The sequence below is a fragment of the Candidatus Hartigia pinicola genome (genome assembly GCA_020541205.1).
In the GTDB taxonomy this organism is placed as follows: domain Bacteria; phylum Pseudomonadota; class Gammaproteobacteria; order Enterobacterales; family Enterobacteriaceae; genus Hartigia; species Hartigia pinicola.
Window position 1 is genome coordinate 415,009 of sequence record CP048208.1, and the last position, 19,975, is coordinate 434,983.

Annotated in this window: 11 protein-coding genes, 1 tRNA gene and 1 pseudogene; all 13 read left to right on the plus strand. The window is 31.1% G+C overall.

Annotated elements, in window-relative coordinates; genetic code table 11:
* The first annotated feature begins 3,486 nt into the window (after positions 1-3,486).
* A complete protein-coding gene (rplU, locus tag GFV14_RS00855) occupies positions 3,487-3,804 on the plus strand; it encodes a 50S ribosomal protein L21 (protein ID WP_457914464.1) in 318 nt (105 codons plus the stop codon).
* A 15-nt stretch (positions 3,805-3,819) separates the two neighbouring features.
* A complete protein-coding gene (rpmA, locus tag GFV14_RS00860; protein ID WP_457914465.1) occupies positions 3,820-4,077 on the plus strand; it encodes a 50S ribosomal protein L27 in 258 nt (85 codons plus the stop codon).
* A gap of 134 nt (positions 4,078-4,211) precedes the next feature.
* Positions 4,212-5,288: pseudogene (gene cgtA, locus GFV14_RS00865) on the plus strand (Obg family GTPase CgtA); the annotation flags it as partial.
* A gap of 2,767 nt (positions 5,289-8,055) precedes the next feature.
* A complete protein-coding gene (gene greA / locus GFV14_RS00870; RefSeq protein ID WP_457914466.1) occupies positions 8,056-8,532 on the plus strand; it encodes a transcription elongation factor GreA in 477 nt (158 codons plus the stop codon).
* A 675-nt stretch (positions 8,533-9,207) separates the two neighbouring features.
* The gene (gene rlmE / locus GFV14_RS00875) at positions 9,208-9,837 is read left to right on the plus strand and encodes a 23S rRNA (uridine(2552)-2'-O)-methyltransferase RlmE (protein ID WP_457914467.1); all 630 of its coding nucleotides are present in this window, start codon (positions 9,208-9,210) and stop codon (positions 9,835-9,837) included.
* A gap of 57 nt (positions 9,838-9,894) precedes the next feature.
* Entirely contained in the window at positions 9,895-11,868 is a 1,974-nt protein-coding gene (ftsH, locus tag GFV14_RS00880) for an ATP-dependent zinc metalloprotease FtsH (protein WP_457914468.1), read from the plus strand.
* A gap of 70 nt (positions 11,869-11,938) precedes the next feature.
* A complete protein-coding gene (gene folP / locus GFV14_RS00885) occupies positions 11,939-12,787 on the plus strand; it encodes a dihydropteroate synthase (RefSeq protein ID WP_457914660.1) in 849 nt (282 codons plus the stop codon).
* Positions 12,780-14,117, plus strand: a complete 1,338-nt coding sequence (glmM, locus tag GFV14_RS00890) for a phosphoglucosamine mutase (protein WP_457914469.1) — start codon at positions 12,780-12,782, stop codon at positions 14,115-14,117. The genes folP and glmM overlap by 8 nt, the downstream gene beginning before the upstream one ends.
* Positions 14,118-14,398: 281 nt before the next feature.
* Positions 14,399-14,737, plus strand: a complete 339-nt coding sequence (gene secG, locus GFV14_RS00895; protein WP_457914470.1) for a preprotein translocase subunit SecG — start codon at positions 14,399-14,401, stop codon at positions 14,735-14,737.
* 94 nt (positions 14,738-14,831) lie between these two features.
* Positions 14,832-14,919, plus strand: a tRNA-Leu gene (locus GFV14_RS00900).
* A gap of 337 nt (positions 14,920-15,256) precedes the next feature.
* Entirely contained in the window at positions 15,257-15,718 is a 462-nt protein-coding gene (rimP, locus tag GFV14_RS00905) for a ribosome maturation factor RimP (protein ID WP_457914661.1), read from the plus strand.
* 13 nt (positions 15,719-15,731) lie between these two features.
* Positions 15,732-17,240, plus strand: a complete 1,509-nt coding sequence (gene nusA, locus GFV14_RS00910; protein WP_457914471.1) for a transcription termination factor NusA — start codon at positions 15,732-15,734, stop codon at positions 17,238-17,240.
* Between the two features lie 23 nt (positions 17,241-17,263).
* Positions 17,264-19,906 carry a translation initiation factor IF-2 gene (gene infB, locus GFV14_RS00915; protein ID WP_457914472.1) on the plus strand — a complete coding sequence of 881 codons (2,643 nt, stop codon included), beginning with the start codon at positions 17,264-17,266 and terminating at the stop codon, positions 19,904-19,906.
* Positions 19,907-19,975: the final 69 nt, after the last annotated feature.

Sequence of the window (19,975 nt, forward strand, 5' to 3'; positions counted from 1 at the left end):
ATTATTTTTAGCGTCACTCACATAATTGTTTGAATGTAATCTTAAAAATATTATATGAAAAATTGTCTAAGTCGCATGTAGGAAAATAAAAATCTTTAGATTGTTAGATGTAGTTAAATAAGGATTGTCAGTATTAAATATATAAGTTGTCAAATAAAGATAAGATTAATAGTTGAGAGAACATGTGTAAAAATGTGAGTAGAGCACAACTATTCGCAGAGCTAAAAAGTAAAAGCTGTGTATAATACATTATCACAAGTGATTTATTATGGAGTATATGACAACTCAGTTGTCTTTTATCTTGTTTTATAGATACATAAAAAATAGTACATAAAAAATAACTAGAAAACTACAGATTAATCATCAAAACATAACGATGGCTCTTATTTAATAAGATGATAATATGTTCTTATAAAATTCTTTGGTTATAAAGATTTTTATTAAAATATTATAGTATTATATGGAATATTATCTAAAATCATCTTTGATGGCATGTCATTAGTGTAGAAAATGTATTATATATTATACTTGCTTATTTTTTTATTTTCATTGTTATAATAAAAAATGATAATTAACATTTAATACAATATTTTTTATTTTTGATGGATGAGTGTTCATAGAAAGCACTAGTTACATTAATTAGCAATAGGACTATTTTAATTTTAGCATTGCATATTAGAATAGTTGTTTATTTAGTTAGAATTTTGAAAATATTTGATTGCTTTATATGCTTGAAATATATTTTATAAAAAACAATAATTATTTTAGAATTAGCATTTTCTTTTTTCAGTAGTGTTACAAACTTAAATAATTTTATTTTATTAAAATGTGTTATGCACTTTTGACGAATTATCTTAGGAAAAGAATTCATTGATATATATTTTTATATATTTTTTTACAATAAAAATTAGTTGGAGTATTTTATCTATATTACAATCATTTATGTTATATATAAATATATAAGCAAAATTTTTTTATGAAAATATATGAAGATTATAATTTAAGAGACTGATGGCTTTTAGTTTTTATGCAATGTCATGAGGGCGAAAATGTTAAAGTAATTAATTAAGCTTTTATAATATATTATCAATCCATAAGTTTTTTACTGGATAGTTTTATTATTAAATTTTACGCTAAGTCATAATAATAAAAATTTGCATAATTAGTAGTTTATTTTTAAAGTGCAAACTTACGTTCAGAATAAAGAATTAATATAATTTTATGTACTATATAAGTTTATATTGATTTCTTAATAAAAAAAGATTTTTAATAGTAAAAAATATCTAATATTGAATATTAATACACTTAATTTTAAAAAATAATAATATAATTAATAAATGAAAACTTTATTTACAATACATAAAATTAACAAAAAAACTATCTTCATCAATGTAGCTAAACATATGTTAAAATAAATATATATACTTTTAAAGAGTAGTAATGAGTTTTATTATAGTAGTAATAGTTTAAGAAATAGTTTTAAATTATTTAATTAGCTGTATTTTATTTTAAACAACTCATGCTTAGCTAGTTTAGAACTTTCTATATGATATAATTTCGCTAAATTCTAGAGTTATAAAAAAGCTTAGCTATATTTTATCGATTTAAAGTTGTTAATTTTCTGGTAAAGTACGACATTATATTCAAAATGTTTAGGTGTTTTATAATTTTACTGGTATTTCTAAAGTTAGATGTGAAATATTGAGCTGTGTTTCATGTCAAAGCAAACACTTTCAAACGTTGAACTCAAAAAAATATTATAATTTATTTTTACGCAATGATTAGTATCATTGCTGATTAAGTTAATATCATTTATATTGATGGCTTCATAATTATTAAAGAAACTAATTACCTATAATACAAATTATCTGTTTTAAGTCAAGTGGTATAAACTCTGATTTTTAATGCTTTTGATATAGTAGATGAAAAGTAAAATATGTCTGAGGCTGACATTTCAGTTATTATTAAATGTTTTAGTGTTTCTGTTCTGTTATTTCTCTGTTAGATTATAGGTATGAGTTTTACGAATTGTAACATAATACATTGATGAAGAGTATTAAAAACGTAGAAATAAGTTATTGAAACCAAATACTCAAGTTCTATAGTACTGTTTATGAAATAAAAAGTTACGTATCTTGAATGTTTTGCATTTGTGAGTTTGCACAGTTTATTTTAAAAGAATTGAATATATTTTATTGAAAGCAATAGAAAGTGTACTAATTAATTTAAAAACTTATTACTTTTAAGATAATAAAAGTATTTAAAAGAATATAACTACAGTATATTTAGTCATTTGAAAAACAACTGTATTAGTTTTTATCACTATTATAAATATTAGCTGGATAAGTAATTCACTGAAGTTTAATTGGTTTATCTAAATTCTAAAATTATTGATAAAAGTTTAAAGGTAGTTTATTAATCTATAATATAGATCCTTGTCTTTTATCTAGAGACACAAATAGAATATTATAGAGTCTTCTGATCATTTTTGATCGATTTTTTAGATGAAAATCTTACACTCTTAAGGTGTAAAATGTTATTGGAATAATTTTACACTTTTATATTCGGAAAAATTTATTTAGCTAAATTCTGTTATGCTGTATGAAGTACACTTATTAAGTGCATTGAAAGTCTGGAGTTTATTATATTTTCTGTCGTAATAATTTTGTTTAATAGAAAAGTACATAGTATCTAAATTTTTTTTCAAGCATCTTGCAGTTATTTGCTAATATATTTTATGGATTTAAATAATGTATTGAACGGGGCTTAATAAATTAAAGATTTTTCTATTCGTGATAGCTTGCCTTATTCCTAAAATATTATATAATGAACTTAAAAATATACGCGATATTTCCTTGAATAGAGGAGATAGTGTAAAACTGTATAATCATTTCATTATTCACCTAATTTTTGTATTATTCACATTTTTCGTATTAATTATCATAAGAGATTTTAGCAGGTTTGACTCTCGTCCTGACTGTTTGATGTGTAATAGTCAAAATAGTAATGTACGGTAATTTTTCTGAAATCATCATTGTAGAGCATGTCTTACGAAAAAGTGTTTTTAGATACATATGGTAACTTATCACACAAATTCACATATATCGATTTCCTAAGAAGTCTATTTTTGTATTCTAAGTAATATTGATGCAATTTATTAAAATATTTTTTGATGAATAGAAGAAATTTAAAATTTTATCATTGTAGAGTGTAAATAAAACAATTACTATTAAAAATATTTTAATAAAATTTAATAAAATTACTTATAATACAAAATCTTGAAATTAAACACTACTTAATAGTGCATCGATAATTTCTTGATGAGAGAATTAAGCAATTGGTGAAAGTTTAATGCTAATTATCTAGTTGAATTGATATGTTTGTATTTTAATGTTTTTTACGTAAAATGAATGTTTGATTTATAAATATTTTATAGCACGCTTTAAAATTCAACTATTTCGTTAGTGTGTAGACATTGGAGTGATTATGTATGCAGTTTTTAAAAGTGGTGGTAAACAATATCGAGTTACTGAAGGGCAAACTGTCCGGCTAGAAAAACTCAATATTAAAACAGGTCAATTTATTGAATTTGAACAAGTTTTAATATTGTCTGATAATGATAAGACTAAAATTGGTACACCTATTATTGAAGATGTTAAGGTACAAGCAGAAGTAGTTTCGCACGGTCGTCATGATAAAATTAAAATCATTAAATTCCGTCGTCGTAAACACAGTCTTAAACAAAATGGTCATCGTCAGTGGTTTACTGATGTTAAGATTTTTTCCATCACTCAAGAGTGTTAAGGGGAGAGTATATTAATGGCGCATAAAAAAGCTGGGGGCTCGACTCGTAACGGTCGAGATTCAGAGGCAAAACGTTTAGGTATAAAATGTTTTGGTGGTGAGACTGTATTAGCAGGTAGTATTATTGTTCGTCAACGTGGCACTAAATTTCACGCAGGTCACAATGTAAATTGTGGTCGTGATCATACGCTCTCTGCTTTAGTAGATGGCAAAGTTAAATTTGAAATTAAAGGTCGAAATAATCGTAAATTTATCAGTATTGAAACTGAATAAGCTGTCTGATTTTTATTATAATTAAAAGCCTTACAAAAAAACTTTTTTCAGGGCTTTTAATATTTAAAGTATTTTATCTTTCTGTCAAAAAAAACTATTTAGCACGATAATGGCTATTATAATATGAAAAAATTATGAAATTTATAGATCAAGCTAAAATATTAGTAGTAGCAGGAGACGGTGGAAATGGTTGTGTGAGCTTCCGTCGTGAAAAATACATTCCAAAAGGAGGGCCTGACGGTGGTGATGGCGGCAATGGTGGCGATGTCTATTTAGAAGCAGATGAAAATCTTAACACATTAATTGATTATTGTTTTGAGAAAACCTTTCGTGCGGAGCGTGGTCAAAATGGGCGAAGTCGAGATTGCACCGGTAAACGAGGTCAAAATATTACGATTAAAGTGCCTGTAGTAACTCGTGCACGTGATCTTATTACTAAAGAAATAGTTACAGAATTGACTTATCATGGAGAGCGGACTATGATCGCTAAAGGCGGTTTTCATGGTTTAGGTAATGCGCGATTTAAATCTTCAATTAATCGTGCACCACGTCAAAGTACGATGGGTACACTAGGTGAAACACGTCAACTAATACTTGAGTTGATATTACTGGCTGATGTTGGGGTAGTAGGTTTACCTAATTCAGGTAAATCTACCTTTATTTGCTCTGTTTCAGCTTCAAAGTCTAAAGTAGCAAACTATCCGTTTACAACTTTAGTACCAAGTTTAGGTGTTGTACATCTCGATAATGAGAAAAGTTTTGTAGTTTCTGACATTCCTGGTCTTATTAAAGGCGCTTCTGAAGGTGCTGGTTTAGGAATTTGTTTTTTGAAGCATTTAGAACGTTGCTACATGCTCTTACATCTAATTGATCTTTATCCATGTGATGAGCTGGATGCTATTGAAAATACAAAGATCATTATTAGTGAACTTGAAAAATATAACAATAAACTAGCAGAAAAACCACGCTGGTTAGTTTTTAATAAAATTGATATTTTATCCTTAACAGAATCTACGCAACGTGCTGCTAAAATTATAAAAGCAGTGGATTGGAAAGACAGATATTACATGATCTCTGCAGTGAACAATCAAGGCGTGAAAGAATTATGCTGGGATATTATGAAGTTTATAGAAAGCCAGAAATACGAAATGATTACTTTGGAAAATAGAAAGCAATCTACACACAATGAGTTAATCTGGAATGACTCCCATACAAAATAATTAGACAGCGTAGAAGATATTAACAATCATTTGATGAAGACTATGACAAAAGTATTTAAACAGTCTAGAAGAGTAACGTACATTTCTCTATATACTGTGTATTTTAAGTTGTTAAGTATTAAGGTATGCAGTCGGAGTTTTTTTATTTTAATGACATAATTTACTATGAATTTAGAGGTGTACAAATATGCAATTTAAATCATTTACGTATAATAAAATTATAAAATCAATTATTTTTTTAAAGTCTACGTCTCTTTTATTTAGTAAATCAATTACAGTATTATTTTTTTGATAAAGCTATTTATATGAATGATTTTTAAAGTATATTAGAAAAGATTTATGAATTTTGTTGGCTTGAAAAACGGTATAGGTTGAAGTATATTAAATGAATACAAATTATTAACCATTAATAAAAGTTATGAAATTAATACGATTATATACACCTTGTCTGTACTTATTTCAGAAATTTTTCCATTCTACTAGCTTTATTCACATCACCAAAATAAAGTAATCTGTTATTTTTCTCTGTCAGCGGAAGAATGAAAATACAATTGATTTTTAATCATTGTTTTAATAAATTTTAAAATTTTAATCAAAGTTTCAGGAGTAATTAGATTGTGTTGTGATAATTAAAAGCTATCATTTATCAAAAATTTTATTTAAATTAATCAAGCTTTTACTTGAATTTCTCTCGCATACCAATCGTAGTTTTGTATAGTATATTTGGGAAAGCCATTATGATCTTCTGATGGTGTGAAAGATAGAATCAGATACCATATTAATTAATTTTTTAACATATTTTTTATGTAGAACATACAAAGCTGAAATTTAGTTTTCAATAAGCACTTGAAATTGAGAATTTTTATTGATATACGAATTTTTTGGTTGATATTTAATCATAACGTTAATATAGCTTGTACTATATTTTACTGAAATTAGAGTAGTACAAGTTCACTGCTTTAAATGAAGTAATACGTGAGTATATAACGATTTTGTTAATTATGGATAATATCAGGTTGAGAATAATGTTGTTCAGAAGAAGTGTTTTAATATTTTAACTTTGTTAAAAATGTTGACTAAAAAGTAATTATTTTGATATTACCCAAATCATTTAATTTGTTTCAGGATGCGGGGAAAGAAAAAGAAGTTTCTATCAATGATTTCGATAGCAGTAGTGAATGAAAGCATTGTATCATGTCATGAGGTACTCTGTCAAGATCTGTATCTATACTAGTGAAGATAAAATGTTTATCATAAAATCACCATTAATTTCATGAAAATCAATTTATTTTAGTGTTTTGACCATATGTTTACTGACTGAATGTGAGTGTTGTGTTCTGATCTATAGCAGATAATAAGAGGAGAAGTAAAATATTACTATTCTTACTTAGTTTGGCTGTAGTTTAAAATTGGTTACAAATCTATGAATTGAATTCAAGTTACAACAATATATTGACAGTGGTCATGACTTTTTTATCTTAGATAGAAGTTTTATCTATTACGAATTATGATTAATACTAGAGACATCATTTCTTATTTATTGATTCATTAGAGCTCAATTAATAACATCAGATGAATGTTTCTTATAGTTATCAACGTAATTTCAGGTATCTGTTAAAAAGTTAAGATTAATACTTAAAGTGATGCTTAGTTTTTGAGTAAGCATTCATAATAGTATAAATTTTATATATGAAAGTAGATATTTTCAATATATTACAGTGTGATATAAAAAATAAAAAATTATTCTCTTAACTGTGCAAATGAGAGTTTGTTTAAAATTTTCTCTGAATAATAGAAAAGAATCAATATTAAAGAGATTATTTGCAGGTATTTAAATGACATCGCTTTTGGTGTTGCATATGCAGTGATTCAAGACTTAAGAATATCCCGGAGATTATATTAAAATTATGTGACTTTCATCACATTGTTCTATTCTAATAATAAAGTCTAATACATAATACTAAATATCTGAAAATGTTTAACAAGTGTTACAATTGTTTTTATAAATTTTAGGTATATAAATAAATTTTTATATGCCCTTAATGTCTAGGTTAAAAATATGAAAGTGCTTTTATGTATAAAATTACACATCATTACTAAAATTGTATAAGGTAAACCTTGACTGTTTGCTTTAATTTGTCGTTTAATGACTGAAATTTTTAACTGTATTTACTTTTCATACGCGGAATCTGTGGTTTTAAAAATTTAACAATCAATAAACATGAAAGTTTTATTAGTGTTCTTACTATTACTGATTCTGAATGCGTTTATTACTTTTTAATCCTTTCTCTAGCAGGCTTTTCTATTTTTAATACTTTCTTTTTCAAGTTTTGAAAAGCAATTTTCTGGTATTCTTGGAGAATCAATCTCTGGAAAATTTCTGGAGACGTTTTAATAACAATCACTTTCAGAAAATACAGAATTGTACAATACGCTTCATACATATTGAGTTCTAAGCTATATATCTGTTTTTGATTGCTGAAAGTGTTATTTATACATTAATTTTTTAACTTCAAGTACAGTTAGCACTAATGACTTTTGTCATTCTAAAATAATAAATAGATAATTATATCTTTAAAAGATATTGAATAAACCATTAGAATATTACGTGATATGATATAATTAGTAATTAAATTAGTTGTAATAAAGCATGTATGTTTATTTATTATTTGGCTAATAATTAAGATTTATTCTGTTTTTTGTTACAAAATGAGAAAGATACTTATTTTAGATAAGATTAAAACAGAGGCATTTATCAATGAAACAGATTCCAATGACGGTATTTGGTGCAGATAAACTACGAGAAGAACTCTCTTATCTCAAGTCTATTCGTCGCCAGGAAATTATTGAATTAATTTCAGAAGCACGTGATCACGGTGATCTAAAAGAAAATGCAGAATATCATGCCGCTCGAGAGCAACAAGGATTTTGTGAAGGTCGAATTCAAGAAATTGAATTTAAAATCTCACATGCTCAAATTATTGATATTACTAAAATATCAAATAATGGGATCATTATTTTTGGTTCAACAGTTAGTATACTAAATATTGATAAAAATGAAAAACTGACGTACCGTATCGTTGGTGATGATGAAGCTGATATTAAAGTGAATCTTATCTCAATTAATTCACCTATTGCACGTGGTTTAATTGGGAAAAAAAATAAGGATATCGTTACTATTCAAACTCCGGGTGGTAATATTAATTTTGAAATTCTTCAAGTTAAATATATCTAACTTTATTAATGCGGATTATTAATGTTATTAAATGATATAAAAAAAGAAAAGGATTTTGTGTAGCCTATTCTTTTACATAAATTATTTTTTTTAATTATATGGTATACAAGTAGACGATTATTATTTAAGCAGAATAATGTTTTAATTTTTCTGAAAGTCGAAAATCATAAACCTTGTACCTATAATTTATAAATTATCTGCTCTTTTTATAAATCATCTTATTATGTACCCAGTATTTAGTATCATGTTTTTCAAGTGTGTTGTTAACTTTCATAAGTTCATTGTATATTAGTGAATATGTACATTTATCTAAGATATTTTATTTAATGTGTTCTTAATTATTATGACTACAAGATTCACATGATAAGAAACTGTATAGGTTTTAAATTTATTTTTTATTAATATTGAGTAATTTTATTTTTTAGTGTTAAAAATGTTTTTTATCGCTATCTGATATCTATCATTATTAATTCTATCTTTAAGATAATGATAGGTAATGGTATTATTTATTTAAAATCATTTGCATCATATGTAGTTATATGGGGTTGATTATTTAATGCAGCATACTGATTAAGTATGTGATTCGAATGATATACTGTTTCTGTTAGACAAGAAACAGCAACTTAAAATATTATAGATATAAATTTATTTTTATTAGAATAACTGGCAAGTTCAATGGTTAACAAAACACGTTCTGCAAGTTCAAGTCGTTGGTTAAAAGAACATTTTAGTGATACATATGTTCAACAAGCACAGAAAAAAAAACTTCGTTCACGTGCATGGTTTAAATTAGATGAGATTCAGAAATATCATAAAGTGTTTAAGCCTGATATGACTGTCATTGATTTAGGCGCAGTACCTGGAGGATGGTCACAGTATGTTGTTAATCAAATAGGTCATAATGGGCAAGTAATTGCATGTGATCTTTTACCTATGAAACCAATTGTTGGTGTTGACTTTCTGCAAGGAGATTTTCGTGATGAGGAAGTATTAATAGCGCTATTAGCACGGATTAGTAATAAAAAAGTTCAAGTGGTCATGTCAGATATGGCCCAAAATATGAGTGGGATTCCTGAGATCGATGTACCTCAATCGATGCACCTTATTCAGTTAGCATTAGATATGTGCCGTGCTGTGTTGGCTCCTGGGGGAAACTTTATTGTTAAAGCGTTTCATGGAGAAGGCTTTGACGAATATCTAAGGGATCTCCGCTCCTTATTTACGAAAGTAAAAGTTCGTAAACCTGAATCTTCGCGGGCACGATCGTGTGAAGTGTACATTGTAGCGACAGGGTTAAAATTGTAGTACCCTGAGCATTATTTGTTAACACAGTTGTAATATGAGGTTAATCCCTTGAGTGACATGGCGAAAAACCTGATTCTCTGGTTAGTCATCGCAGTAGTTCTGATGTCCTTGTTCCAGAGTTTTGGCCCAAGTGATTCGAATAGTCGAAGAATTGACTATTCTACTTTTATTAATGAATTATCTCAGGATCAAGTACGCGAGGTTCATATCATAGGTCGTGAGTTAAACGTCAGAAAGTCTGATAATAGCCGTTATACAACTTATCTTCCTATGCAGGACGAAAAATTATTAGATACTATGCTAAATAAGCATGTAATTGTGGTAGGTGAACCACCAGAAGAACCTAGTTTACTAACATCGATTTTTATTTCTTGGTTTCCTATGCTTTTATTGATTGGTGTTTGGGTTTTCTTTATGCGTCAAATGCAAGGTGGTGGCGGTAAAGGAGCTATGTCTTTTGGTAAAAGTAAAGCTCGTATGCTGAAAAAAGATCAAATTAAAACAACGTTTGCTGATGTTGCTGGTTGTGACGAAGCAAAAGAAGAAGTGAGTGAGATTGTAGAGTTTTTGCGTGAACCCGCTCGTTTTCAAAAACTCGGTGGTAAGATACCTAAAGGTGTCCTAATGATAGGACCTCCTGGCACGGGGAAAACTTTGCTTGCGAAAGCGATTTCAGGTGAAGCTAAAGTACCTTTTTTTACTATTTCAGGTTCTGACTTCGTTGAAATGTTTGTCGGTGTTGGCGCTTCACGTGTTCGTGATATGTTTGAGCAAGCAAAAAAATCTGCTCCTTGTATTATCTTTATTGACGAAATTGATGCTGTTGGTCGACAACGTGGTGCCGGTTTAGGTGGTGGGCATGATGAACGTGAACAAACATTAAATCAAATGTTAGTTGAAATGGATGGATTTGAAGGTAATGAAGGTATTATTGTTATTGCTGCGACGAATCGTGCCGATGTTCTTGATCCTGCCTTATTACGTCCTGGACGTTTTGATCGACAGGTTATTGTGAATTTACCAGATATTCGTGGTCGTGAACAAATCTTAAAAGTCCATATGCGCCGTGTTCCTATAGACCAAAATGTAGATACTTTTATTTTGGCTCGTGCAACACCAGGTTTTTCTGGAGCGGAGTTAGCAAATTTAATTAACGAAGCCGCATTATTTGCAGCGCGTGCTAATAAACGTGTTGTTTCAATGATTGAATTTGAAAAAGCACGTGATAAAATTTGGATGGGTGCAGAGCGTCGTTCACTGATGATGACAGAAGAACAAAAAGAGTCAACAGCTTATCATGAAGCTGGACATATGATCATCGGTCATTTAATGCCTGAACATGATCCTGTTCATAAAGTGACGATTGTTCCTCGTGGTCAAGCACTGGGAGTTGCATTCTTTTTACCGGAAAACGATGAAATTAGTCGTAGCCGTTTAAAATTGGAAGGAATCATTGCAACTGCTTATGCAGGCCGAATAGCTGAAGAGCTTATTTATGGTCGTGAAAAAGTGACTACAGGTGCTTCATCTGATATTCAATTTGCAACCAATACAGCACGTAATATGGTAACTCAATGGGGTTTTTCTGATCGCCTAGGACCAATGCAATATTCTAAAGAAGAAGTTCCTGCATTTTTAGGTCGCTCTTCCGTAAATGGTTTAGGGATTTCTGATGAAACAGCACGTATTGTTGATGAAGAAATTAAAATTATTTTAGATCGTTGTTATAATATGGCTGTTACTATTTTAGTAGATAATATGGATATTCTGCATGCGAGTAAAGATGCGTTATTAAAATATGAAACTATTGATATGCCACAAATTGATGATCTGATGAATAGACGATCAGTGCGTGAGCCAGTGGGTTGGGATAAAAATAAAAAAGTTAGTTATGTAACGGGTGCTTTCGGTGAAAACATGAGCGAATCGAAACTAGAACAAAAAGTTAAAAAATCTCATTCTGGAGAGCAAAGAAAAAGTCATGATGAATCTGATGCATTAGATAAATCAGACGATAATAAACCACAATAAGTTATCGTGATATTTATGTAAAAATACAAACCCCAGAGATCTGGGGTTTTTACATTGAGGTAAAGTAATGATGAAGATTTATTCGAGGGGTAGTGAACTTGATTTAACAACGCCAAAAGTGATGGGGATTTTGAATGTTACTCCTGATTCATTTTCAGACGGTGGCAATCATAATCATTATCATGATGCAATTGAATATGCTGCAAAAATAGTTGATGAAGGCGCCAGTATTATTGATGTTGGTGGTGAATCAACTCGTCCAGGTTTTGTTCATGTAACTATTAACAATGAGCTTGATCGTGTTATCCCTGTGGTGGAAGCTATAGCGAAACGATTCGATGTGTGGATTTCAGTTGATACTTCAAAATCTGAAGTTATGTTTGAAGCTGCTAAAGTGGGCATGCATTTAATTAATGATATTCGTTCGTTACATGGAGAAGGAACACTTGAGATTGCAGTACAAACAGGTTTACCTATCTGTATTATGCATACAAAAGAGCAATCACAATCTATACAAAATAATTTTGATGATAGAAATATCATTAATGATATTAAACAATATCTGAATACTGAAATTCAGCGCTGTGTTGATGCAGGAATTAATAAAAAGCAGATAATACTTGATCCAGGTTTTGGTTTTGGTAAAAATTTATCGCATAATTACCAAATATTAGCAAATTTAAAACACTTTCATGATTTTGAGTTACCTATATTAACAGGTATGTCACGTAAATCTATGATTGGAAAATTGTTGAATGCTACACCGAAAAATCGCATGGCTGGTAGTCTTGCGTGTGCTACGATTGCAGCAATGCAAGGAGCGCAAATTATTCGTGTTCATGATGTTAACGAAACTGTTCAGGCAATGAAAATTGTTCAGATGACTCTGTTAAAAAAGGAAAAGTTAGTCTATGAGTAATCGTAAATATTTTGGTACTGATGGTATTCGTGGCAAAGTAGGAGATAGTACCATTATGCCTGATTTTGTTTTAAAATTAGGCTGGGCGGCAGGTAAAGTTTTAGCTCGTCATGGTTCACGTAATATTATTATTGGTAAAGATACGCGTATTTCTGGTTACATGTTGGAGTCTGCATTAGAGGCGGGTTTAGCCGCTGCCGGACTTTCCGCTTCTTTCACGGGTCCAATGCCAACGCCTGCCGTTGCATACCTTACTCGTACTTTTCGAGCGGAAGCAGGGATTGTTATCTCAGCTTCTCATAATTCTTATGATTACAATGGAATTAAGTTTTTTTCTATTGATGGCAAAAAATTACTGGATGAAGTAGAAGAAGCCATTGAAGCAGAAATGGAAAAACCGATTACATGTATTGCATCAGCGGAATTAGGTCGTGCAAACCGTATTGTTGATGCGGCTGGTCGTTATATTGAATTTTGCAAGAGTACTTTTCCAAGTGAGCAAAATCTTTCAGGTTTAAAAGTGGTTATTGACTGTGCCCATGGTGCAACTTATCATATTGCCCCTAATGTATTTCGTGAATTAGGGGCGGAAGTTGTTGCTATTGGTTGTGAGCCAAATGGAATTAACATTAATGAAAAATGTGGCGCAACAGATGTGAATATGTTACAAAAATATGTAATTGCAGAAAAAGCAAATGCCGGTCTTGCATTTGACGGTGATGGTGATCGTTTGATTATGGTTGATCATCAAGGAAACAAAATAGATGGCGACCAAATCTTGTATGTTATTGCTCGTGAAGCACTGTGTCAAGGACAGTTGGAAGGTGGTGTTATTGGAACCTTGATGAGCAATATGGGACTTGAAATTGCATTAAAAAAACTAGGTATTGCTTTCGAACGTGCAAAAGTTGGCGATCGTTATATATTGGAAAAATTGCAGAAAAAAAACTGGCGTATAGGAGCTGAAAACTCTGGTCATATTATTTTATTAGATAAAACTACTACAGGAGATGGAATTGTTGCTGGACTGCAAGTGCTAAGTTCAATGGTACGTAATCAAATGAGTTTGCATGATCGATGTAGTAGTATAAAATTACTTCCGCAGATTTTAATTAATGTACCTTGTTTTGGTTCTCATAATGTATTACAGAATAAAGCTGTTATTACAGCTAAGAAACAAGTTGAACAACAACTCTGTAGTAAGGGTCGTGTGCTTTTACGTAAATCAGGTACTGAGGATTTAATGCGTATCATGGTTGAAGGTGAAAATAAAAGTGAAGTAAAAAAAATGGCTAATTACATTGCTGATATTGTTAAGTCTGCAGATTGAAAAAAATTAATATTTTAATTATTTTTTTAAAAAGTTACTCACTAAAATAAGAGATGCAATAAGATCTTATTAGACATTTACTCTTTTTTTGAAAATGAATAAAGAAAATAAAATTTGGCTTGCGTGTACTTTCAGTTTTGGCTATTATTCGTCCATGCTCCATATTATGAGTATAATATTTATCTTAAATTTATTTTAAGCTTCAAAGATATATGCTTAGTAATTAATAAAGCTTATCATTTTATTAATATGCTGCATCCTAACGAGATAGGTCACTGAAAATGTATATAGTTTTTTTGGTTATGTTCTTACTCTCAGCGATCAGTCTGATTACTTTAGTGATGTTACAGCAAGGTAAAAGTACGGATGCTGGAATATCATTGAATTCGGCTGCTTCCGCGACATTGTTTGGATCATCAGGTTCTAGTAATGTTATGACTCGTGTTACTGGAATTATCGCTGCTATGTTTTTCATTTCTAGCTTAGTTCTTACTAACATGACTGCTAATAAATATGATCCTATTAGCAAATGGGAAAATATTAATGAATTGAAAAATGTAAAACAACTTACAGATGTACCGTTAACACTAGAAACATCAACAAGTGATATTCCTAGTTAAGTGTAGCGCTTTTAAATAAAATCTGATTCAGTTATCTTCGTGTAGTAAAAATAAAGAATATTAATTTTAGAAGCATGATTATGCTTACCTCAGTGCCGAGGTGGTGAAATTGGTATACACGCTACCTTGAGGAGGTAGTGCCTAAAAAAGGTGTACGGGTTCAAGTCCCGTCCTCGGCACCATTATTTTAGATAACTTATCATTTATGTTCTATCTGTTTAGTATATGATCAATTTTTTTCATTACGGTATAGAAAAGCATAGTCATTTATTTGACTTATAATATAGAATTATCGGTTTAAATCTAGATTATAAAAAATGACTTATACTTGACATATCTTATTGGGTTTATGTATCGGAATTTTTTATTTATTTATTTAGATGTTAAATACATAAAATACTTTATAGCCCGTTGGTATAATAGAGTCTAGTTTTATCAAACCCCGACTTTCGGGGTTTTATGTTATTTAACATTCGTATTAATTTGGAATTATTTAGTTTTGTATGTTTGGGGGTTGTGTTGTCGATATTTTATAAAAAATTAACAGCAATTGTTTTAGGAGCGGTACAGTCACTTGGTTTTGAGTTTGTAGGTTTAGAATTTATTCGAGCTCGTATATCAACATTGCGAATTTTCATTGATAGTGAAAGAGGAATTAATATTAATGATTGCGCTTGTGTCAGTAATCAGGTAAGTGCAGTATTAGATGTTGAAGACTTAATTGCTACAATGTATACCCTAGAAATATCATCACCAGGACTTGAACGCCCGCTATTTACTATTGAGCACTATAAAAATTTTATTGGTAAAGAGGTGTCGTTAACTTTACGTATTATAATGCAGAACCGTCGTAGATGGAAAGGAGTAATTCAAAAAGTCAAAGGTGAAATGATAACAGTTACTGTGGATGGCAAGGATGAAATATTTTCCATTGGCAATATCCAGAAAGCTAACTTGGTACCCCTTTTTAATCAAGTTTAATGAGGCAAGTAAGATGAATAAAGAAATTCTGGCTATTATAGAAGCAGTTTCTAACGAAAAATCTCTCCCTCGTGAAAAAATCGTTGAAGCTTTAGAAACTGCGCTCGCGGCGGCAACCAAAAAGAAATCTGAGCAAGAGATTGATGTTCGTGTGGAAATTGATCGTAAATCAGGTGATTTTGAGACTTTTCGTCGTTGGTTAATTACTGATAAAGTTGTAATGCCAACGCGTGAAATTACATTAGAAGCAGCGCAATATGAAAATCCTAAGTTTCAATTAGGTGAATTTGTTGAAGATCAGATTAAATCTGTTGTTTTTGATCGTATTACAACTCAAACAGCAAAACAAGTCATTGTTCAGAAAGTTCGTGAAGCTGAACGTGCAATGGTTGTTGAGCAATTTCGAAAACAGCAAGGTGAAATTATTACTGCTCAAGTTAAAAAAGTCAACCGTGAAAATATCACGTTAGATCTTGGGAATAACGTAGAAGCTGTTATTTTGCGTGAAGATATGTTAGCACGTGAAAATTTTCGTTTAGGTGACCGTATTCGTGGAGTTTTATATGATGTTCGTTCTGAAGTGCGTGGCGCACAGCTTTTTGTTAGTCGTTCTCGTCCTGAAATGTTAGTAGAACTTTTTCGTATTGAAGTACCTGAAATTGGTGAAGAGATTATTGAAATTAAAGCAGCCGCTCGTGATCCTGGTTCTCGCGCTAAAATTGCAGTCAAAACTAATGACAAACGTATTGATCCAGTTGGTGCTTGTGTTGGTATGCGTGGTGCTCGGGTTCAAGCAGTGTCTAGTGAATTAGGCGGAGAGAGAATTGATGTTGTATTGTGGGATGATAATCCAGCGCAATTCGTTATTAATGCAATGGCTCCAGCTGATGTCGTATCTATTGTAGTTGATGAAGATAAATGCACTATGGATATTGCTGTTGAAAGTAATAATTTAGCTCAAGCGATTGGTCGTAATGGTCAAAATGTTCGTTTAGCTGCACAATTGTTAAAAAAACATCGTGGTGATCAAAAGTGGGAATTGAACGTTATGACCGAAGAAGACCTAAACGCAAAACATCAGGCAGAAGAAAGTGCTGCTATTAATACTTTTATGAAGTATCTTAATATTGATGAAGAGTTTGCTAAAACACTTGTTTCAGAAGGTTTTTCAACGTTAGAAGAATTAGCTTACGTGCCTATTAGAGAGCTTTTAGAAATTGATGCTCTTAATGAAAAAACTGCGAAAGCTCTAAGTGAAAGAGCAAAAGTTGCTCTTACTACAATTGAATTGGCTCAGAAAGGAAGTTTAGGTTATAATCAGCCAGAAGAAGCTTTATTAAATCTAGAAGGTATAGATAATACTCTAGCTTATAATTTGGCCACCCATGGTATCTGTAAATTAGAAGATCTTGCTGACCAAGGTATCGACGACCTAATAGATATTGAAGGTCTGGATAATCAGAAAGCAGGAGCACTTATCATGGCTGCGCGTAATATTTGCTGGTTCAATAACGACGCGTAAACACTGTGGTAGGAAGGAATGGCATGATAGAAACTATAAAATCATTGGCAGCAGAAATTCAAATTTCAGTTCAGCGTCTAGTACAGAAATTTGCTGAAGCAGGGATTAAGAAAAATGAAAATGACTCTGTTAGTCAGTTCGAAAAAGAAATATTGCTCGGTTATTTGAAACGCGAACACGGTAGTTTAGAAGTAAAGCCAAATAAGTTAATACTACAACGTAAAACGCGTAGTACGTTAAGTGTTCCTATTATTGGTGGTAAGAGTAAATCAGTAAATGTAGAAGTTCGTAAAAAACGCACTTATATAAATCGTGATATAGAACAAACAAATACGCAGGAGCAAATACAACACGAATCTGAAAAACTGACACAGAGTAAATTAGCTGATGCAGCTACGCGAGAAATTTCTAAAAAAGAAAAAATGAAATTAAGCGAAAATCATAAAAAGTCTCGAAAAAACAGTGAGAAAATTTTAGAAAAACAGCGTCTTGAAATAAACGTTTCGGCTCTAAAACGTAAAGCTGAAAAAGACACTCAAAGTAAAGTGCAAACTGAAGTTAAACGTTTTGCAGAAAAAGTACGTAAAATAGTAGAAGAAAATAGCGAACAGTGGAGTGTTGAAAGTAAGTCTGAAGAACATAATGATTATCATACAACAACGTCTACCTATGCTCGTGCTGCTGAAGATGACAACGACGAAAAAGAAGAAAGTCGTCGTAATCGTAATCGTAATCGTAATCGTAATCGTATTATTAAAACACCTCGTCAGAAGAAAAACAATAAACTTTCTGAAAAAACAGATCGAGAAGAAGAACGTGCTGTTGGACGTTCCGTTCGTCTTAAGGGAAAACAACGTAAAGGTAGCGCATTACAACAAAGTTTTAATAAGCCAGATATAGCAATAAATCGTAATGTCATTATTAGTGAAACAATCACTGTTGGTGAGCTTGCTAATAAAATGGCAGTAAAAGGCTCAGAAGTTATAAAAACAATGATGCATATTGGCGTTATGGCGACTATTAATCAAATTATTGACCAAGAAACTGCACAGCTAGTTGCAGAAGAAATGGGACATAGAGTTATTCTTCGTCGTGAAAATGAACTTGAAGAAGCGGTTATGAATGATCGTGATGTTGGCTCTAAAGTTAAAGAACTTCGTGCGCCCGTTGTAACTATTATGGGTCATGTTGATCATGGTAAAACTTCTTTATTGGATTATATTCGTTCTACGAGAGTTGCATCTAGTGAAGCTGGTGGAATTACTCAACATATAGGTGCATACCATGTAAGAACCAATAGAGGTATGATTACCTTTTTGGATACTCCAGGCCACGCAGCATTTACATCTATGCGTGCTCGTGGTGCTAGAGTAACAGATATTGTTATTTTAGTTGTCGCAGCTGATGATGGTGTCATGACACAAACTGTTGAAGCAATTCAGCATGCTAAGGCTGCAAACGTACCAATTATTGTTGCTGTAAATAAAATAGATAAAGCTGAAGCGGATTTAGATCGTATAAAAAATGAATTATCTCAGTATAATATTATTTCTGAAGAGTGGGGTGGTGATACTCAGTTTATTGAGGTTTCTGCTAAGAAAGGGACAGGTATTGATGAGCTACTTGATGCTCTTTTGTTACAATCTGAACTTTTAGAATTGCAAGTGGTTTATGCGGGCATGGCAACTGGTGTTGTTGTTGAATCTTATCTTGACAAAGGACGTGGTCCTGTTGCGACTATCTTAGTGCAAGAGGGTACGTTAAATAAAGGGGATATAGTTTTATGTGGGTTTGAATATGGTCGTATTCGTGCGATGCGCAATGAATTAGGTAAGGAAGTTTATTCTGCTGGTCCATCAATTCCTGTTGAAATTTTAGGACTTTCAAACGTTCCTTCGGCGGGTGATGAGGTGACTGTTGTACGCGATGAAAAAAAAGCACGTGAAGTTGCTTTATATCGTCAAGGTAAGTTTCGCGATCTTAAATTAGCTCGTCAACAGAAATCTAAACTAGAAAATATGTTTGCTAATATGGAAGCAGGAAAAGTTTCTGAGTTAAATATTGTATTGAAAACAGATGTTCAAGGTACTTGTGAAGCTATTACTGATGCATTAATAAATCTTTCCACTGACGAAGTCAAAATAAAAATTATTAGTGCGGGAGTGGGGGGTATGACGGAAACTGATGCAACATTAGCCGCTGCATCAAATGCTATTATGCTTGGTTTTAATGTTCGTGCTGATACATCTGCTCGTCGTATTATTGAAAGTGAAAGTATTGATTTGCGTTATTATTCAGTAATTTATCGTTTAATTGATGAAATAAAACAAGCAATGAATGGTATGTTAGCACCAGAATACAAACAGCACATTCTAGGTCTTGCAGTCGTCCGTAATGTATTTAAATCACCAAAATTTGGTGCTATTGCTGGTTGTATGGTTATTGAAGGTGTTATAAAACGTAATAACCCTATTCGTGTACTACGAGATAACGTGGTAATTTATGAATCTGAATTAGAATCATTACGTCGTTTTAAAGACGATGTTAATGAAGTACGTAGTGGCATAGAATGTGGTATCGGTGTAAAGAATTACCATGATATTCGTGTCGATGATATAATTGAGGTTTTTGAAATGATCGAAATCAAACGTTCTATAGATAAATAGTTACTTCTATATTCATTCATAAGTGTACTGAATTTATTCTAATATATATTAAAACAATACACGTTATAT

What these genes read in the sequence shown, in the direction of transcription:
- rplU (WP_457914464.1), top strand. Translation starts at nt 3,487, where the DNA reads ATGTATGCAGTTTTTAAAAGTGGTGGTAAACAATATCGAGTTACTGAA.
- rpmA (WP_457914465.1), top strand. Translation starts at nt 3,820, where the DNA reads ATGGCGCATAAAAAAGCTGGGGGCTCGACTCGTAACGGTCGAGATTCA.
- greA (WP_457914466.1), top strand. Translation starts at nt 8,056, where the DNA reads ATGAAACAGATTCCAATGACGGTATTTGGTGCAGATAAACTACGAGAA.
- rlmE (WP_457914467.1), top strand. Translation starts at nt 9,208, where the DNA reads ATGGTTAACAAAACACGTTCTGCAAGTTCAAGTCGTTGGTTAAAAGAA.
- ftsH (WP_457914468.1), top strand. Translation starts at nt 9,895, where the DNA reads ATGGCGAAAAACCTGATTCTCTGGTTAGTCATCGCAGTAGTTCTGATG.
- folP (WP_457914660.1), top strand. Translation starts at nt 11,939, where the DNA reads ATGAAGATTTATTCGAGGGGTAGTGAACTTGATTTAACAACGCCAAAA.
- glmM (WP_457914469.1), top strand. Translation starts at nt 12,780, where the DNA reads ATGAGTAATCGTAAATATTTTGGTACTGATGGTATTCGTGGCAAAGTA.
- secG (WP_457914470.1), top strand. Translation starts at nt 14,399, where the DNA reads ATGTATATAGTTTTTTTGGTTATGTTCTTACTCTCAGCGATCAGTCTG.
- nusA (WP_457914471.1), top strand. Translation starts at nt 15,732, where the DNA reads ATGAATAAAGAAATTCTGGCTATTATAGAAGCAGTTTCTAACGAAAAA.
- infB (WP_457914472.1), top strand. Translation starts at nt 17,264, where the DNA reads ATGATAGAAACTATAAAATCATTGGCAGCAGAAATTCAAATTTCAGTT.